This window comes from Streptomyces sp. NPDC054834 (assembly GCF_053611185.1).
Genome location: NZ_JBSGZV010000087.1, coordinates 1 through 18,614, shown reverse-complemented (window position 1 = coordinate 18,614; position 18,614 = coordinate 1). Strand labels below are relative to the sequence as shown.

The 18,614-nt window shown below is 69.4% G+C and carries 11 protein-coding genes and 1 pseudogene; 4 read left to right on the top strand and 8 right to left on the bottom strand.

Going from position 1 to position 18,614, the window contains the following annotated elements; translation table 11 throughout:
* Window positions 1-1,140 precede the first annotated feature (1,140 nt).
* Complete coding sequence (locus ACWGJM_RS47750) at window positions 1,141-1,872, top strand: hypothetical protein (protein WP_453418057.1); 732 nt, start codon at window positions 1,141-1,143, stop codon at window positions 1,870-1,872.
* A gap of 23 nt (window positions 1,873-1,895) precedes the next feature.
* Window positions 1,896-2,123, top strand: a complete 228-nt coding sequence (locus ACWGJM_RS47745) for a hypothetical protein (RefSeq protein ID WP_453418056.1) — start codon at window positions 1,896-1,898, stop codon at window positions 2,121-2,123.
* Window positions 2,124-4,120: 1,997 nt separating this feature from the next.
* Here the strand turns inward: ACWGJM_RS47745 and ACWGJM_RS47740 are convergent.
* From ACWGJM_RS47740 to leuS, 8 genes and pseudogenes are all read right to left on the bottom strand, one after another.
* Complete coding sequence (locus tag ACWGJM_RS47740; protein WP_453418058.1) at window positions 4,121-5,008, bottom strand: hypothetical protein; 888 nt, start codon at window positions 5,006-5,008, stop codon at window positions 4,121-4,123.
* A 120-nt stretch (window positions 5,009-5,128) separates the two neighbouring features.
* Window positions 5,129-5,338: pseudogene (locus ACWGJM_RS47735) on the bottom strand (helix-turn-helix transcriptional regulator); the annotation flags it as partial.
* 811 nt (window positions 5,339-6,149) lie between these two features.
* Entirely contained in the window at window positions 6,150-6,497 is a 348-nt protein-coding gene (locus ACWGJM_RS47730; RefSeq protein WP_453418055.1) for a hypothetical protein, read from the bottom strand.
* A 175-nt stretch (window positions 6,498-6,672) separates the two neighbouring features.
* The gene (locus tag ACWGJM_RS47725) at window positions 6,673-9,210 is read right to left on the bottom strand and encodes a ComEC/Rec2 family competence protein (RefSeq protein WP_453418054.1); all 2,538 of its coding nucleotides are present in this window, start codon (window positions 9,208-9,210) and stop codon (window positions 6,673-6,675) included.
* Window positions 9,207-10,337, bottom strand: a complete 1,131-nt coding sequence (locus tag ACWGJM_RS47720; protein ID WP_453418053.1) for a helix-hairpin-helix domain-containing protein — start codon at window positions 10,335-10,337, stop codon at window positions 9,207-9,209. Before ACWGJM_RS47720 ends, ACWGJM_RS47725 begins: the two co-directional genes overlap by 4 nt.
* A 113-nt stretch (window positions 10,338-10,450) precedes the next feature.
* A complete protein-coding gene (locus ACWGJM_RS47715) occupies window positions 10,451-11,296 on the bottom strand; it encodes a DegV family protein (protein ID WP_453418052.1) in 846 nt (281 codons plus the stop codon).
* 72 nt (window positions 11,297-11,368) lie between these two features.
* On the bottom strand, window positions 11,369-12,103 hold the full coding sequence (locus ACWGJM_RS47710) for a hypothetical protein (RefSeq protein ID WP_453418051.1): 735 nt from the start codon (window positions 12,101-12,103) through the stop codon (window positions 11,369-11,371).
* Between the two features lie 119 nt (window positions 12,104-12,222).
* Window positions 12,223-15,117, bottom strand: a complete 2,895-nt coding sequence (gene leuS, locus ACWGJM_RS47705; protein ID WP_453418050.1) for a leucine--tRNA ligase — start codon at window positions 15,115-15,117, stop codon at window positions 12,223-12,225.
* A 407-nt stretch (window positions 15,118-15,524) separates the two neighbouring features.
* Here leuS and ACWGJM_RS47700 point away from each other — a divergent pair, with 407 nt between their 5' ends.
* Together ACWGJM_RS47700 and ACWGJM_RS47695 are read left to right on the top strand one after the other, a co-directional pair.
* Window positions 15,525-16,838: a cytochrome b/b6 domain-containing protein gene (locus ACWGJM_RS47700; RefSeq protein ID WP_453418049.1), complete on the top strand. Its 1,314-nt coding sequence runs from the start codon at window positions 15,525-15,527 to the stop codon at window positions 16,836-16,838.
* The gene (locus tag ACWGJM_RS47695) at window positions 16,835-18,445 is read left to right on the top strand and encodes an NADH-ubiquinone oxidoreductase-F iron-sulfur binding region domain-containing protein (RefSeq protein ID WP_453418048.1); all 1,611 of its coding nucleotides are present in this window, start codon (window positions 16,835-16,837) and stop codon (window positions 18,443-18,445) included. The genes ACWGJM_RS47700 and ACWGJM_RS47695 overlap by 4 nt, the downstream gene beginning before the upstream one ends.
* Window positions 18,446-18,614: the final 169 nt, after the last annotated feature.

The window sequence follows — 18,614 nt, the reverse complement described above, 5'->3', positions numbered from 1 at the left end:
CGCTTCTGTAGCGCGCGCTGCAAGATGCGTGCCCGCCGACGGACCGGCCCTAAGCCTGCCGATAAGGTCTGTCGCCTCTGTGGCGCCACGTTCCGCCCTCTGAGAGGTAGGCAGTCATTCTGCGACTACGCCAACGACGCCGACGAGACGTGCGCTGAGCTACAGAACGCGCTAGCCCAAGAGGCAATCGACGAGGAAACTCAACGCTGGGACGCCACCTGCGCGCGTGAAGGCTGTGAGGATTCGACCGGATGGAACGGCGTAGGCCGACCCCGCCGTTTCTGCTCGGACGCTCACAAGGTCGCTCACTATCGGGCTGCGAAGCGGGCGCAGTCCGCCGCCTGAGCGCCTTCCAGCCTTGCCCCAGGGCTTCCCGCCGGGGCGCCCTCATTCGGCCGTCAGACGGCCCTACAGCCAATCCGTGGAAGAGACTTCCGCGTGCCCGCTGACCGACTATCTGAGCGCGACGCGCGTCTAGCCCGCAGGTAACCGACTCGCTAGTCATTCTTCAGAGCCGGTAACGGCTTCCCTCGCGGACCACGTAGCACTGCGACCGGCGCTCAGCGCTGGCTACGATTCCGCTCCGATCTAGGCCCCCTGGGTATCGGTCGAGATTCTGTGGCGTGTCGCAGCGCCGCAGATATCTCCCGGTCCTAGGGGGTCTTCTGCGTTTCCGGAACCTGCGAGCCGGCCGAGACCGCCGGATTTCTGGAGTGCCCGTGATTCTCGCCCTTTTCGCCACCCTTGCTTTGCTGTCCTCGATGGTCAGCGCCGCTACCTACACCGCCTGACCGGAGATCACCCGTGATACCACCCAACGACATGCCCAGGAATGCTACCAGCGTCCACGCTCGAATCGGTCTGGAGTCGCTCGTTACTTCGCTGGCCAGTTCCATTGAGGCTGACCCCGAGGGCATAGACCTAGATTCCGTCGCCGTCCTCACCCATCTAGTGCGCAGTGTTGCCGCTATGACGGAAGCGCAGGCCAACTACACCAGAGCCCAAACGGAGCGTCACGCCGCTAAGCGGGAGGCTGCCAAGTGAAATACGCGACCTACGCCGCCTGACCCTGGGGGGTCACCTACCAATTTTGGTATGTGACCCCTCGTACTGCCCTGATCTGAGAGGAACTGATCCACCATGTTCGCTGACGTCACTGTCACCAATTTCCCGCCTACTGACCAGCTTCCGGCCGATGTGGCTTCCACCATCGCTGCGCGCGATGCTGCCTATGACGCGCTGGATAACTTCGAGGTCGAGTACAGCGACTACTTGTCCGAGACCTGGGAATCCACTTTCGAGGCCCACGACGTTCAGGCTGGTATCGATGCGGTGAGCGCTGGAAAGGCTTTGGAGAAGCTGCGTAGCTCGCTCGCTGCTGCGCGTGACCGGCGTCCGACCATTCTGGGTGCACATCGTGCTCTGACCACCAGTCTGCGTGAGGCCGAGAGTGCCGCTCAGAAGGCTTTCCGGGCCGTTGTGGGCACCCTGGAGCCTGCGGCTGATGAGCGCCTGCGAGAGACGGCCGAGAAGGCGCAGGATGCTTACCGGGCCTACCTGGCTGCGCGCGAAGCATTCGGCGGCGCCGCCAATGTAGTGCGATTCGTCCGCGCTTGGCAGAACGGTGACCGGCCGGACTACAGCGCCGATGGTGCGAGTCCCGCGCTGGCGAATGGGCTTGCGCCTGATTCCCATGAGCCGCTGGTAGAGATTCGCGAGGTGCTCGGCTCGTTCGCGCTGCCCTTTGAACCGGACCCGCTCGTCCTGGTCGTGGCCGAGAACGGCTCTGCCTTCGAATTGAAGCGCTCACTAGCTGAGGCGCTGGCTGGCTCTGCCAATAGCGCTGTTCGCATCATCGAGGTGGATGCCTGATGGCTCGCCCGGATAAGTCACGCATGACGTCCGCTCAGCTAATCGCTTACCGCAAGGCGGGCGGGAATGTGACCGCTGATGACCTGCTGAATGCGATGGAACGCAGTAAGACCGCTGAGGCTGAGGCTGCGGACCGGTACGAGAACGGTCAGATATCCCGTGAGGCGCTGGCCGGCATGAACCCTGCGGAGATTGTCAGCGCGAAACGCGATGGCCTACTTGATGCGCTGCTAGGTCGCAAGTCCGCCTAGCTGAATTGGGAACCCTGGGGCTACTCGGCTCCGGGGTTCCCTGCTGATTGGAGATCTCATGGTGCGTATCCGCGTGGGCGCGTTCTATTACGTGTTTTGGGACGGGCGTCAGTACAACGGCGGGGCGGTGCTAGACGTGCCTGAGCCTGTTGCGCTGAGGTACTTCCAGCTTGGTCACGCGTCACCAGTGGATGGCGATTGGCGGGGCGTTATCCCGTCGCTGTCTGCTCCTCGTGAACCTAAGCGCACGTCTGCTGCTGTGTGTCCGTGTGAGCCTGGCAGTAAGCCAAAGGGTCTGAGGCGCAGCACCTATCAGCGCTGCCCTGTCGACGGGTGCCAGTGCCTTACCTGGCGGGGTAAGTGCCGTGCCCATGCGCGTACGTCGAGTGTGACCGGCCGTGAGTATGGGACTGGTCACCGCAATGTGTCGGCAGACCTGCGCCGGAAGTGGGAGAAGGTACGCCGTGCCTATCTCGCTGCTCACCCGTACTGCGAATGCGAGGAGTGCGCGAGGCTGCCTGCGCTGCTGCGTCCGGACGCTATCGAGGTGGACCACAAAGACGGGTTGGGTTTGCTCGGGCCCAAGGCTTTCGAGTGGGACAACTTGCAGTCGATGACCAAGGCTCATCATTCGCGTAAGACAGCGGGTGAGTCGTTTGATCATTAGGTCACGCGCTGTGTCTGAATTCCGGTGACCCTACCGGCAGGGGCCCCCCAATCGGCTAGGGGGAAAGAGACGCGGGGGAGGGCTCTGGCACGTGCGCCCGGTTGAAAAGTTTGTTCTACAGCGCGAGAGCGCCTACGACCCTTACTGAGAGCGAGTCATGTCCGAATACCTACACCACTGCACGCGCTGTGACCGGCGCCAGCCAAAGTCAGCATTCGCGCGGTGCCGTGTCTACGGCCTCCAGCGCTGGTGCCGATCTTGCAAGACGGAATATCAGCGCGAGCGTCGCAGACGAATACGCGAAGCACCAACCGACTGACCACATACGAAATTTCGTAGGTGCCCTGACTCACTGAGCCGGGGCACCTTTGCTATGCCCTGGAGTTCCCTTGCTGACTCGTCATTCAGTAGCCAACTGCGCCCGCTATGCCGCTCTGCTCGCTTCGATGTTCATCAGCTTTGCCACGCAGCAGCATCTAGCTCGCACGCACGGAGTGCCCGAACTGCCTTCCTATGCCGTGCCCGTGGCCGTCGACCTGTTCCTAGTCTGGGCCGTCCGGTCACGCCGTGATGTGACGCTGGCCGTAGCCGTTGCCGTGGCCGCAAATGTGGCCGGAGTGCTGACCGCTGACCCTCTGGGCGCAGTCGACACCTGGGTTTCCGCTGGGCTGCATGCCGTATTCCCGCTGACCGTCTGGCGAATGCATCGGACAGAAAGCCCTGAGCGGCCGTCTGAGCGCCTGGGAAAGCCTTCGGACGGAACTGGGACTCCTGAGCCGGCCGACCCCCCTCGGAATGGCGCATGGCTGGACGCTGACCTATGGCAGGACTTTGCCGAGACAGCGCCGGACAGCGATTTGGAAACCCCGGTCACTCCGCCTACTGCTGAGGATGTTCGGGCGGCCGTGGCCGTCCTTGAGTCTCGGCATGGCCGACCAGTGACCGGCCGCATGGTGGCTGACCACTTTGGTGTGTCCGAGCGGACCGGCCGTCGATATCTAGCCATGGCCGGTGAGGCCGTATGAGCCAGCGCAGCTATGCCGAATGGAGAGCATTCTTCGTTGCCAACCCTGACGCCGCTTCCGCCCCTTTGTGGACCATGGCCAGCGCAGACCAGCGGAATGCGGCTGTGTCCGCTCGTACGGGGCGTGCGTACCGGACGCATATGCGGAGTCTCGCCGAGGGAAACAACGAGTGGATCGAGCCTCTATCGCTGTCTCGGGTAACGACGCCGACTAACCCATATCTGGACATCGAGCCGTACAGCGCTGGGAGCGCATGAAAGAACCCCGACCCTGGGATACCCCCGGGGGTCGGGGTTTTCGCGTTTCTAGGCTGCCTGGTGCTCAGCGAGTAGGGCAGCGACTTCGGGCACTTCCGCATAGTCCTGCAAACGGCGGAGGATGACGCGAACCCGCTCCGCTGTTCTTTCTGACGGTATGTCAGATGACAGAGCGATAACGCGTTCCGCGACGGCCGCCGCTTCCTCGGGCTCATTCGCATCGGCCAGCGCCACGGCCAGCCAAGAGAGGTACAGGGCCATTTCGCGCGTGTGCGTCGCGTCGTACTCGCTGAGCACGCTTCGCAGCAAGGGAACGGCGCGCAAGGGCCGGTGAAGCTCTGTGTAAACGCGGCTCTCCATGACCCGCAGTTCGCCAGCGTCCACCCAATACAGATAGGCAGGCGACTCGATTCCCTCGCTGTCCTCGCTGAGCGCTTGCCCCGCTTCCCCGAGTGCCCGCATGGCCGCTTGCCCGTTGGCTACGCCCCTGGCTTTCGTATGTGCCCATGCCACCCTATCGAGGTACAGCGCGCGAGCCTTTGGCGGAGCGTCGTTTCCAGCGTCATTTAGGGCCGCTTGCGCCAGCGTGACCCCTTTGGCCTCCCGCCCCGTATTCGAGTACTGGTAGGCGAGGCTGCCAGCGATGTTGCCCGCCAGCGTGAAATCCTCCGCCTGCCTCGCTGCGCTAACGCCTAGGCGGTAGATCCGCTCAGCCTCCGCATGCTGCCCGGCGTCGCTTGCAATCCATCCTGCGATCTGGGCCAACTCGCCTATTTGCCTGAGTAGTTGGCGCCCCACTTCGCCGGTATGGGATCCCTCGCGGTACAGCTTCACAGCGGAACGCAACTCCCGTAGCGCGGGGCGGATCAGGTCACCCCCGGCCAGCACGTCATCAGCGAGCCGCAGTCCGTGCACCCGCTGCTGCAAGTCGTCCACCTGCCCCATTCCAATGCGGCGCCCTGTAGCCGCTCTGAGAGGCGCTAGCGGGTCCCCCTCAGGCAGGAAGTCGGCCAGCGTCGGCAAGGGCGGCTCAGAGGGCTTCAGCGGCTCGCGGAGTGCATCCATGGGTACGCCCAGGGCGGTAGCGAGGAACGGCAACCATTCGCGAGGTGTGCGCTTGCCTGTCTCCCATCGGCTGACTTCCTGCCGTCCGACGGGATCGCCGATCACTCCTGCTGCTCGGCAAACCTCATGGGCTAGCCGAGCCTGACTCCACCCTCGCTGCTCGCGCAGTCGCCGGACATTGGTCCCGATGCTGGTCCCCATGCCCCCAATTCTGGCCGACAGTTGGCCTACAGGGGGCCGCTAGTCGCTGATCAACACCCGAAGGAGTCTGGACCCCCTAGACGGAACGCGAGGGGAAGTCATGGCAGCGAGCCCAGCGACCGAGGCTGAAGCGGATTACGTGACCTACGCTCCCGAGGGGTCAACGTGCGCCGGCTGTAAGCGGAAGATCAAGCAACTAGAGCCGTGCCGCCGTTCCACCATTGAGCGGAGGTCCGGTTCTCCGGTCGCCGTTTACCGGCATTTCGAGTGCCCCCGGTGACGGAACCCGCGAAGCGCGCCAGTGCCCGCCTGAGCGCCTTACCGGACCCGGAGCTAGTGAGCCTTACCGATGACCCGCTAGGGCCGTACGCGGCCTCTCCGGATGGCTGGTGGACTGAATACGGCGGAGCGCTGGACACAGCATCCGGTGTCATCTACTTCCCCCGGCCGTCGCAGCTTCCCCCGTGTCCGTTCCCCTGTAAGAACTGCGAGCGGAGTACCAGTGCTTAGTGACTTGTGGACACCTCGCCCCGGGAATGTGGACCCGGATACCTGCGGGGTCTGTGCGCTGCTGCGAGACACCGTGAGCGGCGCCGTTTCCTCGGGCCACCCGCAGATGGCTGCATCGGCGGTGCGCGCCATGCATACGCACATGATCCACGGCCACCCGAACGACCCCCGGAATGTCCGGTCCGGCCCTGTAGCCCCGACCCGCTGAGGACGGCCCGAGTAGGGCTCAGCGAGTCGGTTGCCCCGTAGTAGCCCCAGGAGAGCTCTGGAGCGCGCTACGGGGCTTATGCCTGTCTGGTGCTCAGCGTTGGCTCAGAGCCTCGCGCAGCGCCGTTTCCAGCGCCCTTGCTGCCGGACCGTAGGAAGGTTCGTTGAGCCGTTCCCCGCGCAGTTCCGCCACGCTGGCAACGTCCCTCACAGCACTGGCCAACTTCCGCACCAGCAACCGCAGTTCATCGCTGGACACTTCCGGGCGCTCCGCCATGGTCAGCGCATAGGCGGCATCGCTGCGCCCCGTGCTGATGATGTGGGCTTCCGTTCGATCCGCGATGTGGTCGACACCTTCCCCGGGCGCTGCGTATTCCGCGCTGCCTGCGGGGCCGGTCCACGGTAGGCGACGCATTCGCTCAGTGCCGATAGCCTCAGCCATGCCGACTCCATCCAGTCGGTAAGCCCCGGTGTGGAAGCCTTCACCCTTCCCGCCGGGGCACTGTTTTTCTGACCTGATCAGGCTACGCGGATAAGTGGCGCCAGAGGCACGCGAGTTGGCGTCGGTGACCCATGCTTCCTGCCTCCGAAACCCTGCGCTGACCTGGGCGGATGTGCTAGAACTGCAAGTCACGACCCTTTGGGTTGTCCGCGCCGCAGGAGATGAGCGCAACGCGCGGCGCCACCAGGCGTATCAGGTCCGGGTCCTGGTAGGCCGAACCGTGGTGGGCGACCTTGAGGACGTCGACGCGGCCCAGACCGGCCGCCGCCGGTGATCTCAACAGCGCCTGCTGGGACGGGGGTTCGAGGTCCCCGAGGAGCAGCAGCCGCAGCCCGGCCGACCGGACGAGCAGCGCCACGCTGGCGTCGTTGGGCCCGTCCGGCTCCCAATCGGCCGGGCGGGGCGGCGGCCAGAGCACCTGCCAGGACAGCGGACCCGACCGCCGCTGCTCCCCGGCGACCGCGTGGGTGAGGGGGATGTTCCGTCCGGCCGCCTCCCTCCGTACGAACTCGGCCTGGTCGGCGGGCTCTTCAAAGCCCGTCGTCTCGATCCCGCCGACCGACCGACCACGCAGCACACCGGGAAGTCCCGCGACGTGGTCGGCGTGGAAGTGCGTCAGCACGACCAGGGGGATCCGGGTGATGCCCAGCTCCCGCAGACAGTGGTCCGCCAGCGCCGGATCGGGACCCGCGTCCACCACCACACCGGTGCCGCCGCCCGCCGCGAGCACCGTCGCGTCGCCCTGCCCCACATCGCACATCGCCAGCCGCCAGCCGGGGGGCGGCCAGCCGGTGATCACCCTGGTCAGCGGCGCCGGGCGCACAACGGCGAGCAGGAGCAGCAGCCCGCAGACACCGCACCACCACGGGTGCCGCACCAGCCGCCGCCCGAGCAGCACGACGGCCACCGTGGCGACGGCGAGCAGCAGCGCCCCGGCCCAGCTGCCCGGCCAGTCCACTCCCCCGCCGGGGAGTCCGGCCCCGCCCCGGGCCACGCCCGCGATCCATCCGGCCGGCCATCCCGCGAGCCAGGCCAGGGCCTTGGCCACGGGCATCGCCACCGGCGCGGTCGCCAGCGCCGCGAAGCCCAGGACCGTGGCCGGGGCGACCGCGAACTCCGCGAGCAGATTGCACGGCACCGCCACGAGGCTCACCCGCGCCGACAGCACGGCGACGACCGGCGCGCACACGGCCTGTGCGGCGGCAGCGGCGGCCAGCGCCTCGGCGAGCCGCGGCGGCACCCGGCGTCGCAGCAGTGCCGCGCCGAAACGGGGCGCGAGCGTCAGCAGGGCTCCGGTGGCCAGCACCGAGAGCAGGAAGCCGTAGCTGCGGGCCAGCCACGGGTCGTACAGGACCAGCAGCAGGACGGCCGTCGCCAGCGCCGGCACCAGCGATCTGCGGCGCCCCGTGGCCAGGGCGAGCAGGGCGACGGCTCCGCAGGCCGCGGCTCGCAGCACGCTCGGATCCGGTCGGCAGACGACGACGAAGCCGAGCGTGAGCGCCGCCGCGAGCAGTGCGGTAGCCCGCAGGGAAAGGCCGAGGCGTGGCGCCACTCCACGGCGTTCGGCGCGCTGGGCCAGCCCGGGCGGCCCGATGAGCAGGGCGAGCAGGATGGTCAGGTTGCTGCCGGAGACCGCGAGGGTGTGCGCCAGGTCCGTCTCCTTGAAGGCCTCGTCCAGCTCTGGCGTGATCCGTGAGGTGTCCCCGACGACCAGCCCGGGCAGCAGCGCCCGTGCGTCGCCCGGCAGCCCGTCGGTCGCTTCGCGCAGCCCGGCCCGCAGCCGCCCCGCCAGGCGTTGCGGCCCGTTCGGCCGTCCCACGACCTCCGGTGCCTGCCCGTCCCGCACCCGCAGCACGGCCGCGCTCCGCTCACCGGCGGCCTGCTCCGGTGCCAGTCGCCCGCTCACCCGGAGCAGCGTCGAGGGCAGGAGGCCGAGCCAGGCCGCCCGTGTTCCCGTCGCACGCTCCTCGGGAACTCCGCGCGGGCTCGGCGTGCCCGCGTCGACGACCATCAGCACGGGGGTCCGGGTCGTCGTCACCGTCCCGTCGGCCTCCTCGACGCGCCGCACCTCCGCCCGGACCAGTACGGCGACCGGGGCCGCGTGATCGCCTGTGACCCGGGGTCTGCTGAGCCAGGGGTCGGAGCCGACCTCGACCTCGGCGGTCACCGTGGCGTACTGCCGGGCCAGCGCGGGCACCGGCCCGCGTCGCAGGTCGGCTCCGTGCAGCCCGGCGGAGGCGGCTGACGCGGCGACACAGAGGAGTGCCGCGGCGACCGTGACGCGCGGCCGGGCGATCGACGGGGGCGGGGCTTGTGTCCACCGCCCGTACAGCAGGATCATCGCCGCGATCAGGCAGCCGATCACCAGCCCGGCGGTCCAGCCCGGCGGGATGTCCAGCGTGAGCGCCGCCGTCCCCCAGGCCGCGAGCGCGGGCGGGACCAGGCGCAGGTCCGTCGGTGCCTCCTGCCGGGGGTGTGCGGCGCCCAGTCGTTTCCCGGAGGCGGCGTGCACGGTCCGGCGGCCGGCGGGGCGCTCGGGGTGGCCGCTGTCGGACAGCGGGTTCTTGCTCGGCACCGAGGTGGAGGCCTCGCTCGGCCCCGGGGTGGACGGGAGCGTGCCGGAGTGCGCCGGCCGGTCGGGGGCCCGGCTCATGGCCGCACCAGGTTCCTCAGGTCGGCGAAGCGCCGGTCGCCGATGCCGTTGACCTGGCGCAGTTCGGCGACCGAGCGGAAGCCGCCGTGCCGGGTGCGGTAGTCGATGATGTGCTGGGCGAGCACCGGGCCGACGCCGGGCAAGGTGTCGAACTGGTCCGCGGTGGCCGTGTTCAGGGAGATCGGTGCCGGGGGTCCGGCTCCGGCCGTCGTGCCTGCCGCGCCGGAGCCCGTCCCGGTGCCCGGCGCGGGACCTGGTGCGGGACCCGGTGCCGGTGCGGGGCCGCCCACGACGACCTGCTCGCCGTCCACGAGGAAGCGGGCCCGGTTGAGCCCCTCGGTGCTGGTGCCCGGGCGTACCCCGCCCGCCGCGCGCAGCGCGTCGGCGACCCGTGAACCGGCCGGCAGACGGTGGATCCCGGGGTCGCGGACCTTGCCGCTGACGTCCACCACGATCTCGGTCCCGGTGCCCGTGGCAGCGCCGGTGGTGCTGCCGGGAGCGATCCGCGTGTCCTGCGCGTGCCCGCCGTTCTCTCCCGGTTCCGTCTCTTTCCGGTGCGCGTACGGGGCCTCGGCCCGCACCACCTGCGGTGCGCTGACGGACTCGGCGCGGCCGGCCCAGAAGTGCTGCACGGCGAACACCGCGGCGACGGCCAGCGGCACCGTGAGCGCGATCACGCCCCGCCGCTGAAGACCGCATCGCGCCTGCAACCACACCGGCATCCGTTCCCGCAGCGCGAGCCCGGCCCGCTCCCGCCAGTCGGGGCTCAGCAACTCGTCGTCAGAGCCGGTCTCCACGGCGTCCGTGCACGCGGCAGCCGGCGCGGCGCTCATCCCCAGTACGGAGCTCATCCCCGGCGCCGTGCCCGCCCCGCTCGCCGTACCCGCTCGTGGCTGCCCCGGTGGGGGCCCGTGTCCTGACTCCTGTGGTCGGCGGGCGTTTTCGGCGAAGAGCAGTTCCGCTCGGCGGCGCAGTTCCTCCGCCGGTGCGTGGCGGTGCCGGGCGGGTCCGCGGTCGGGTGGACGACGGGCGGACGGACGGCGGTGCCGGATGCGGCCGTCGGAAGCGGGGGCGCGGCCGGGGCCGCTGGTCGCGGGCGCTGTGCGTGAACGTGATCGAAGTGCCATGCGACGAGGATCCGACATCCCGTCACTTCGCGATGATCTTGCTCGATTTCCGTGGAGGACGGGCCGGTTGTGGAAAACCGCGCCACCCGCACGAGCGATGCGCTGGCAGTAGGTCAGCGCGGCGAGACCACGGCTCCCAGCAGCCCCGGGCCGGTGTGCGCCCCGATCACCGCGCCGATCTCGCTCACGTGCAGGTCGGCCAGCCCCGGTACGCGTGCCCGGAGTCGGTCCGCGAGGGCCGCGGCGCGGTCGGGGGCGGCGAGGTGGTGCACGGCGATGTCGACCTCGGCGCTGCCCGCCCGTTCGGCCGCGATCTCCTCGAGGCGGGCGATCGCCTTCGACGCCGTCCTTACCTTCTCGAGGAGTTCGATGCGACCGCCGTCCAGTTCCAGCAACGGCTTGACGGCGAGCGCGGAGCCCAGCAGGGCTTGCGCGGCGCCGATCCGGCCGCCCCGGCGTAGATAGTCGAGCGTGTCGACGTAGAAGTAGGCGGAGGTGCCCGCGGCCCGTTTCTCCGCCGCGGTGACGGCCTCGTCCACGGTGCCGCCCGATTCCGCCGCCTCGGCCGCGGCGAGGGCGCAGAAACCGAGCGCCATCGCGACCATGCCGGTGTCCACCACCCGCACCGGCACCGGCGCCTCGCGTGCCGCGACGACCGCGGCGTCGTACGTGCCCGAAAGCTCGGCGGAGAGGTGGAGGGAGACGATGCCGGTCGCGCCGGACTCGGCGACCTTGCGGTAGGTCTCCGCGAACACCTGGGGGCTGGGGCGTGAGGTGGTGACGGGGCGCCGTTTCTGGAGGGCTTGGGCCAGGGAGCGGGTGGAGATGTCGGTGCCTTCTTCGAGCGCCTGGTCGCCGAGGACCACGGTCAGGGGTACCGCGGTGATGCCGTGGCGCTCCATCGTCCGCTGCGGCAGGTAGGCCGTTGAATCGGTGACGATAGCGACATGGCGGGACATGAGCTGGAGGTTACCTGGCGTAGCGCCCGGACGGCAGCCCGGCCCCGGTGACCTGGGCCGGGGCCGGCCGGATCAAGTCGTGCTCTCCGGGCGGGTCTTCTTCTGCCATGCGTATGTCCGGCGTCGGCCGGGAGGGGTGAGGGCCGGCCGGGCCGGGTCTTCGGCGGCGTTGGGCCGAGGGGGCTCCGGCCAGGTCTGCTGTACGGTCCGGTCGTCGTCGGCCGGGGCGTCGGGCCACGGCTGCGGCGCGGTCGGGGGCTCCGCATGCGTCCAGTGCCGCAGCGCGCCGGTCTCGACGTCGATCTGGGCGCTCAGTGTGTCGAGGTCGTCCCCGGCGAAGCGGTGGGCCCGGTCCCGGGCGGCCCAGCGCAGGGAGTCCGCGGACCGGGTGATGCGCTCGGTGCGGGTGCGCAGCTGGGGCAGCCGCTCGGCGAGCGTGGCACGGTCGGGCTCGGACTCCAGTCGCCTGAGTTCGTCGTCCAGTTCGTGCCCGTGCGCACTGAGCCGCTCGAAGAGGCCGAGGGACTCCCGCAGCGACTCGTCCTCGGCGGCACCGGCCTGCAACGCGTCCTGGGTGGCGCGCATCGAGGTGCGCAGGCTCAGCCGGAGCTGTGCTATCTCGCCGGCCGGGCCGGGCTGGACGACGGACTTGGCGCGCAGCGTGTGGTCCTCGACCGTGCGGCGGGCCTGGGTGATCGTACGGTCGACACCGCGCTTGGCGGCGCCGATCACCTTGACCGTGGCGTAGGCGCCGAGGACGACGAACAGCAGGAAGAGCAGGGCGAAGACTGTGATGAAGGCTTCCACGGCGCTCCTCCTCCGGCTTCGCGCGGCGCGCACCGCGCTGCTCTCCACGGTAAACGCTACGGGCAGGCCCGGGGTTCCGGAAAAACCCCGAACCTGCCCGTAGGGGACTACCCCGAGCGCTACGCCGGAACGATGTTCACCAGCTTCGGGGCCCGCACGATCACCTTGCGGATCCCGGCACCTTCCAGCGCGGCGACGACCTTCTCGTCGGCCAGCGCCGCCTTCTCCAGCTCCTCCTCGGAGATGGACGGCGGCACCTCCAGGCGGGCCTTGACCTTGCCCTTGATCTGCACGACGCAGGTCACGGTCTCGTCGACGACGTACCGCGGGTCGGCGACCGGGAAGTCCTGGTGGACGACCGAGCCGGTGTGGCCCAGCCGGCGCCACAGCTCCTCGGCGACGTGCGGGGCCAGCGGCGCGACCAGCAGCACCAGCGGCTCCGCGACCGAGCGAGGCACGGCCCCGCCCGCCTTGGTCAGGTAGTTGTTCAGCTCGGTGACCTTGGCGATGGCGGTGTTGAAGCGCAGGCCCTCCAGGTCCTGGCGCACGCCGTCGATCGCCTTGTGCAGGGCACGCAGCGTCTCCTCGTCGGGCTCGGCGTCGGTGACGGTGACCTCACCGCCGGCCTCGTCGACGATGTTGCGCCACAGCCGCTGGAGCAGGCGGAACTGGCCGACCACCGCGCGCGTGTCCCATGGCCGGGAGACGTCCAGCGGGCCCATCGCCATCTCGTACAGGCGCAGCGTGTCGGCGCCGTACTCCGCGCAGATCTCGTCCGGAGTGACCGCGTTCTTCAGGGACTTGCCCATCTTGCCCAGCAGCCGGGAGACCTTCTCGCCCTGGTGGTAGTACGCACCGTCGCGCTCCTCCACCTCGGCGGCCGGCACCGCGATGCCACGGCTGTCACGGTAGACGTAGGCCTGGATCATGCCCTGGTTGAACAGCTTGTGGAACGGCTCCGCGGAGGAGACGTGACCCAGGTCGTGCAGCACCTTGGACCAGAAGCGGGCGTACAGCAGGTGCAGCACGGCGTGCTCGGCGCCGCCGACGTACAGGTCGACGCCGCCGTGCGGCTGGCCCTCGCGCGGGCCCATCCAGTACTGCTCGATCTCGGGGTCGACCAGCTTCTCGCTGTTGTGCGGGTCCAGGTAGCGCAGCTCGTACCAGCAGGAACCGGCCCAGTTGGGCATGGTGTTGGTCTCGCGCCGGTACTTCTGCGGACCGCGCCCGTCGCCCAGGTCCAGGGTGACGTTGACCCACTCCTCGTTGCGCGACAGCGGCGTCTCGGGCTGGGTGTCGGCGTCGTCCGGGTCGAAGGTGCGCGGGCTGTAGTCCTCGACCTCGGGCAGCTCCAGCGGCAGCATCGACTCGGGCAGGGCGTGGGCGGTGCCGTCCTCGTCGTAGACGATCGGGAAGGGCTCGCCCCAGTAGCGCTGGCGGCTGAACAGCCAGTCGCGCAGCCGGAAGTTGACGGTGCCCTCGCCGGTGCCCTTGCGCTCCAGCCATTCGGTGATGCGCGCCTTGGCGTCGACGACGCCCAGGCCGTCCAGCGAGATCTCGTCGTTCGACGAGTTGATGATCTTCGCGTCGTACGACCCGAAGGCGTTCTCCCAGGTCGAGGTGTCGGTGCCGCGGCCGTCGGTCGGCTCGACGATGCAGTGGATCGGCAGCTCGAAGGCGCGCGCGAACTCGAAGTCACGCTGGTCGCCCGCCGGGACGGCCATGATCGCGCCGGTGCCGTAGCCCATCAGGACGTAGTCGGCGATGAAGACGGGGACCTGTTCGCCGTTGACCGGGTTGGTGGCGTACGCGCCGATGAAGACGCCGGTCTTGTCCTTGGCCTCGACCTGGCGCTCGACATCGGACTTGGCGGCGGCCTGCGCGCGGTACGCGGCGACGGCCTCGGCAGGGGTCGCGTGGCCGCCGGTCCACACCTGGTGGGTGCCCTCCGGCCAGGCGGCCGGGGTGAACTTCTCGACCAGCGGGTGCTCGGGGGCCAGCACCATGTAGGTCGCACCGAACAGCGTGTCCGGGCGCGTGGTGAAGACCGTGATGTACTCGCCGTCGATCGGGAAGTCGACCCGGGCGCCCTCGGACCGGCCGATCCAGTTGCGCTGCTGGAGCTTGATGGCCTCGGGCCAGTCCAGCTCCTCCAGGTCCTCCAGCAGCCGGTCGGCGTAGGCGGTGATCCGCATGTTCCACTGGCGCAGCTTGGCCTTGAAGACCGGGTAGTTGCCGCGCTCGGAGCGGCCGTCGGCGGTGACCTCCTCGTTGGCCAGCACGGTGCCCAGGCCGGGGCACCAGTTGACGGGCGAGTCGGAGGCGTAGGCCAGGCGGAACTCGCCCAGGACGTCGGCGCGCTCCGCGGCGGTCAGCCGGTCCCAGGAGCGCCCGCCGGGCACCGCGCGCTCACCGGACTCGAACTGGGCGATCAGCTGGGTGATCGGGCGGGCCTTCTTCGCCTCGTCGTCGTACCAGGAGTTGAAGATCTGCAGGAAGATCCACTGGGTCCACTTGTAGTAGTCCGGGTCGATCGTGGCGAACGACCGGCGCTTGTCGTGGCCCAGGCCCAGCCGGCGCAGCTGGGACTTCATGTTCTCGATGTTGGCCTCGGTGGACACGCGCGGGTGCGTGCCGGTCTGCACGGCGTACTGCTCGGCGGGCAGACCGAAGGCGTCGAAGCCCAGGGTGTGCAGGACGTTGTGGCCGGTCATCCGCTGGAAGCGGGCGTATACATCGGTGGCGATGTATCCCAGGGGGTGGCCGACGTGCAGGCCCGCACCGGAGGGGTACGGGAACATGTCCATGATGAACTTCTTGGGCCGCGCCACGACCTCGGGGTCGCCGGCCAGGTCACCCTTCGGGTTCGGCGCCGCGTACGTGCCGTCGGCGTCCCAGAAGTCCTGCCAGCGTGCCTCGATCTCGGCCGCCAGGGCGGCCGTGTAGCGGTGCGGCGCGGCCTCCGCCGACACGGCAGCGGCGGCAGCGGCGGCAGCGGGGTTCGTCTCGCTCATGATCCTCAAAGCTCCATCGATCGTCTCTGCCTGCGGCTGTGACATTCAAAGAAACGAAAAATCCCCTCACACAGGAGGGGACGCCGCGCCGATGCCGGCCACCCGGCTCTCGCCGCCGGTCGGGACTGATCAGCGCGGCCCGCTAAGCAGAAGGCGTACGGCACGCATGGCGTTAGGGTACCGCAGGCTCTGAGCAAGCCGCGACGCGCTTGCGTATGCATAGGTGACAACGACAGCCACTGAACCAAGGTCAAGGATTACTTCGCGTAACACCCACTATGGGACACCGCAACAGCCAGATGGTCCTTTGATAACAACGCAATAACTCAAACCTCGTACTGATCGGTATGGCGCCATTTACAGTTCGGCAGCGGGACCGCTTTCCCGAACCGCTCGGAGTTGCCCCCATGAACCCTCGTGTTAGTACCAGCTCGCTCCCCAAACCAGGCCGGTCGGCCTACGGGGTGGCGACGGCCGTCGTCCTGCTGCTCATACCCGTGGTGGTGTTGTTCGGAGGGCACTGGTTGCAGGACTTCCTGAACTTCGGCGCGGGCGTCCTGTCGCTCGTCAGCCTCACCTCCTCGGTGATCTGGGGTCTGGTGACCCAGGACCGGATCTTCCTGAACACCCGCCAGCGGATCGTCTCCCAGGCCATCCACCGGGTGCTCGCCATCGCCTCGATCGCGTTCCTCCTGGTGCACATCACCATCAAGCTGGCGCTGGCGCACACCGTCCTGATCGCCGCACTGATCCCCTTCAGTACGGGTGTGACGGGCAGCGCCGGGCTCATCGGCCTCGGTTCCCTGGCCGGCCTGCTCATGATCTTCGTGGGCGTCACCGGCGCGCTGCGCAACCAGTTCGCCGCCCCCGCGCCGGTCGCGGCACGCTGGCGTGCCATGCACATGCTGGCCTACCCGGCCCTGTGCGCGGCACTGATCCACGGCCTGTTCGCGGGACGCGCGGCGAAGCCGTTCTTCATGATCTCGTACGAGCTGTGCCTGCTCGGCATCATGGCGGCCCTGGCCCTGCGCGCCGCGCCGCGCCCCTTCAAGCGCAAGGTCGCCGACCGGCTCGTCGGGATCCTGGGCTCCGCGGAGCGGCCGGAGCTCGACGACCTGGACGCCAGCCGTGCCAGGGTGACGGAGACGGGCCCCCTCGGGTCGGGCTCGTCCGCGCTGCCGGGCTACGAGAAGCAGGCGGCCTTCACCGACACCGGCGCCTCCCCGCGCGCGGGGTCGCTGTACGACACTCCGGCACGCCCGATGGCCCCGGAGCCCGCGTCCGGCTTCGCAGCCGCCTACCGGGCGGTCTCGACGCCCGGACAGCCCCAGCAGCCCTTCGCGGCCGGCCAGACCGCGCGCATGAACCTGCCGATGGACATGCAGGCGACGGAGGCGTTCCCGCGCGTGGACGGCGCGTCCAGCACCTCGGGCAGCTGGCCGGTCCCGTCCCCGCCGCCGGTCGGCGAGGCGCCCCCGTCGGCGTACGACCCGCTCGCGGACACCGGGTACAACAACATCCCGGCCTACAACAATTCGGGCGTCGGCGGGTACGGCGGAAGTGATGTGTACGACACCGGTGAGACGAACGCCCGCTACGGCACGTACAACTCGAACGACACGTACAACAGCGGTCCCGCCAATGAACCAGCCCCCGGTGCGTCCTTCGACTCGCCGGGATCGGGCGAACCTTGGAACACGCCTTCCGGAGGCTATAGGTGAACGAGGCCCTGCCCGACGTACCAGAAGTCCGCGTGGTCGGACTTCCTCAGCTCACGTCGGGCTTCGACCTTGTCGAAAGACTCGACCTGCCCATGCACCTGAAGGTGCATGGGCCGCTCGAGCCGTTGGGCGGCGAGCAGCTCGCGCAGCTCGCCGAAGCCATCAATCTCAAGGGCCGCGGCGGCGCGGGCTTCCCCTTCCACAAGAAGCTGCGCTCGGTCGCCGAATCGGCGATCAAGCGCGGCGTCCGGCCGGTCGTCGTCGTCAACGGCAGCGAGGACGAACCGGCCTGCCGCAAGGACACGGTGCTCATCAACCGTGCCCCGCACCTGATCCTGGACGGCGCCCTGCTGTGCGCGGAGGCGCTGGGCGCCCGCACGCTCGTGATCGGGGTCACCCGTGAGTCCACGCAGCGCTCCATGGAGGCCGCGCTCGACGAACGCGGCCTGAACAACGGCCGCCGCTCGGCGCTGAAGGCGTTCGTGCAGCGCAACCCGATCCGCATGGTCACCGGCGCCGCCGCGTCGCTGATCCGCTCCATCGACGGCGGCCCGGCGATCCCGCCCGGCCGCAAGACCAGCGCCTCGCAGAACGGCGTCGGCGGCGCGCCCACGCTGCTGTCGAACGCCGAGACGTTCGCCCAGCTGGCGATCGCCGCCCGCATCGGCCCGGAGCGCTACGGCAACACCGGCCTGTACGACGAGCCGGGCACCGTCATGCTCACGGTCTCCGGCGCGGTCGCCCGCCCCATGGTGATCGAGGTCCCCACCGGCGTGCCGCTGCGCTACGTCCTTCAGCTGGCCGGCGCCCCGCCGGTGCCGCAGGGCGTGCTGACCGGCGGCTACCACGGCAAGTGGATCGACGCGGCGACGGTCAACGAGGCGATCGTCTCCCGCAACTCCCTGGACGCGGTGGGCGGCGCCCTCGGCGCCGGCGCGATCCTGCCGATCAGTCAGGACACCTGCCCGCTGGGCGAGTCGCTGCGGGTGGCCCAGTGGCTGGCGGAGGAGAGCGCGGGACAGTGCGGTCCCTGCTACCTCGGTCTGCCGGCCGCCGCGCGCGGCATGGAGGACATCCTCAACGGCGGCGGTCCGGCCGCCCTGGAGGCACTCAAGCAGGTCGCCAAGAACGTCAAGCGGCGCGGGGCGTGCTCGCACCCGGACGGCTCCGCGATGTTCCTGGAGTCGACGATCAAGGCGTTCACCGACGACCTGGCGGCGCACGTCCTCGGAAACGGCTGCGGACGGCGCGTGGAAGGCGTTCTGCCGCTCTTCGAGGACGGCAAGATGCCGACGGGCATCCCGGGCGGCGGCGAGCCGGAGGACACCGGCAACAGCCGTCAGAAGATCTTCGTCGACTGGACGCTCTGCCGGGGCCACGGGCTGTGCGCGGACATCCTCCCGGAGGTCTTCGAACTCGGCGCGGACGGCTTCCCGACGGTGGCGCAGGCGAAGGTGCCGCGCTACGCCGAGGCCAAGGCTCTACGCGCGGTGCGCCGCTGCCCGGCGCTCGCCCTGCGCATCGAGGAGGACACCCGCGCGCAGGCCCCGGCCCGCAACCTGCCGGTCCTCTCCCAGGGCCGCGGACGCCGCGCTCTGGGCCGCTGAGCAGACGGTACGGCGGGCCACCCGGATCCACGGGTGGCCCGCCGTGGGCATTCCGTCGGGCAACGCTCCGCCGCAACGCGGCCAACGTCGAAGGCGGCTCACTCGATCGAGTGATACGCCATGGTCGTCTGTGGCGCGAAGGAGAATTGACCACCAGGCCTCCTGCATG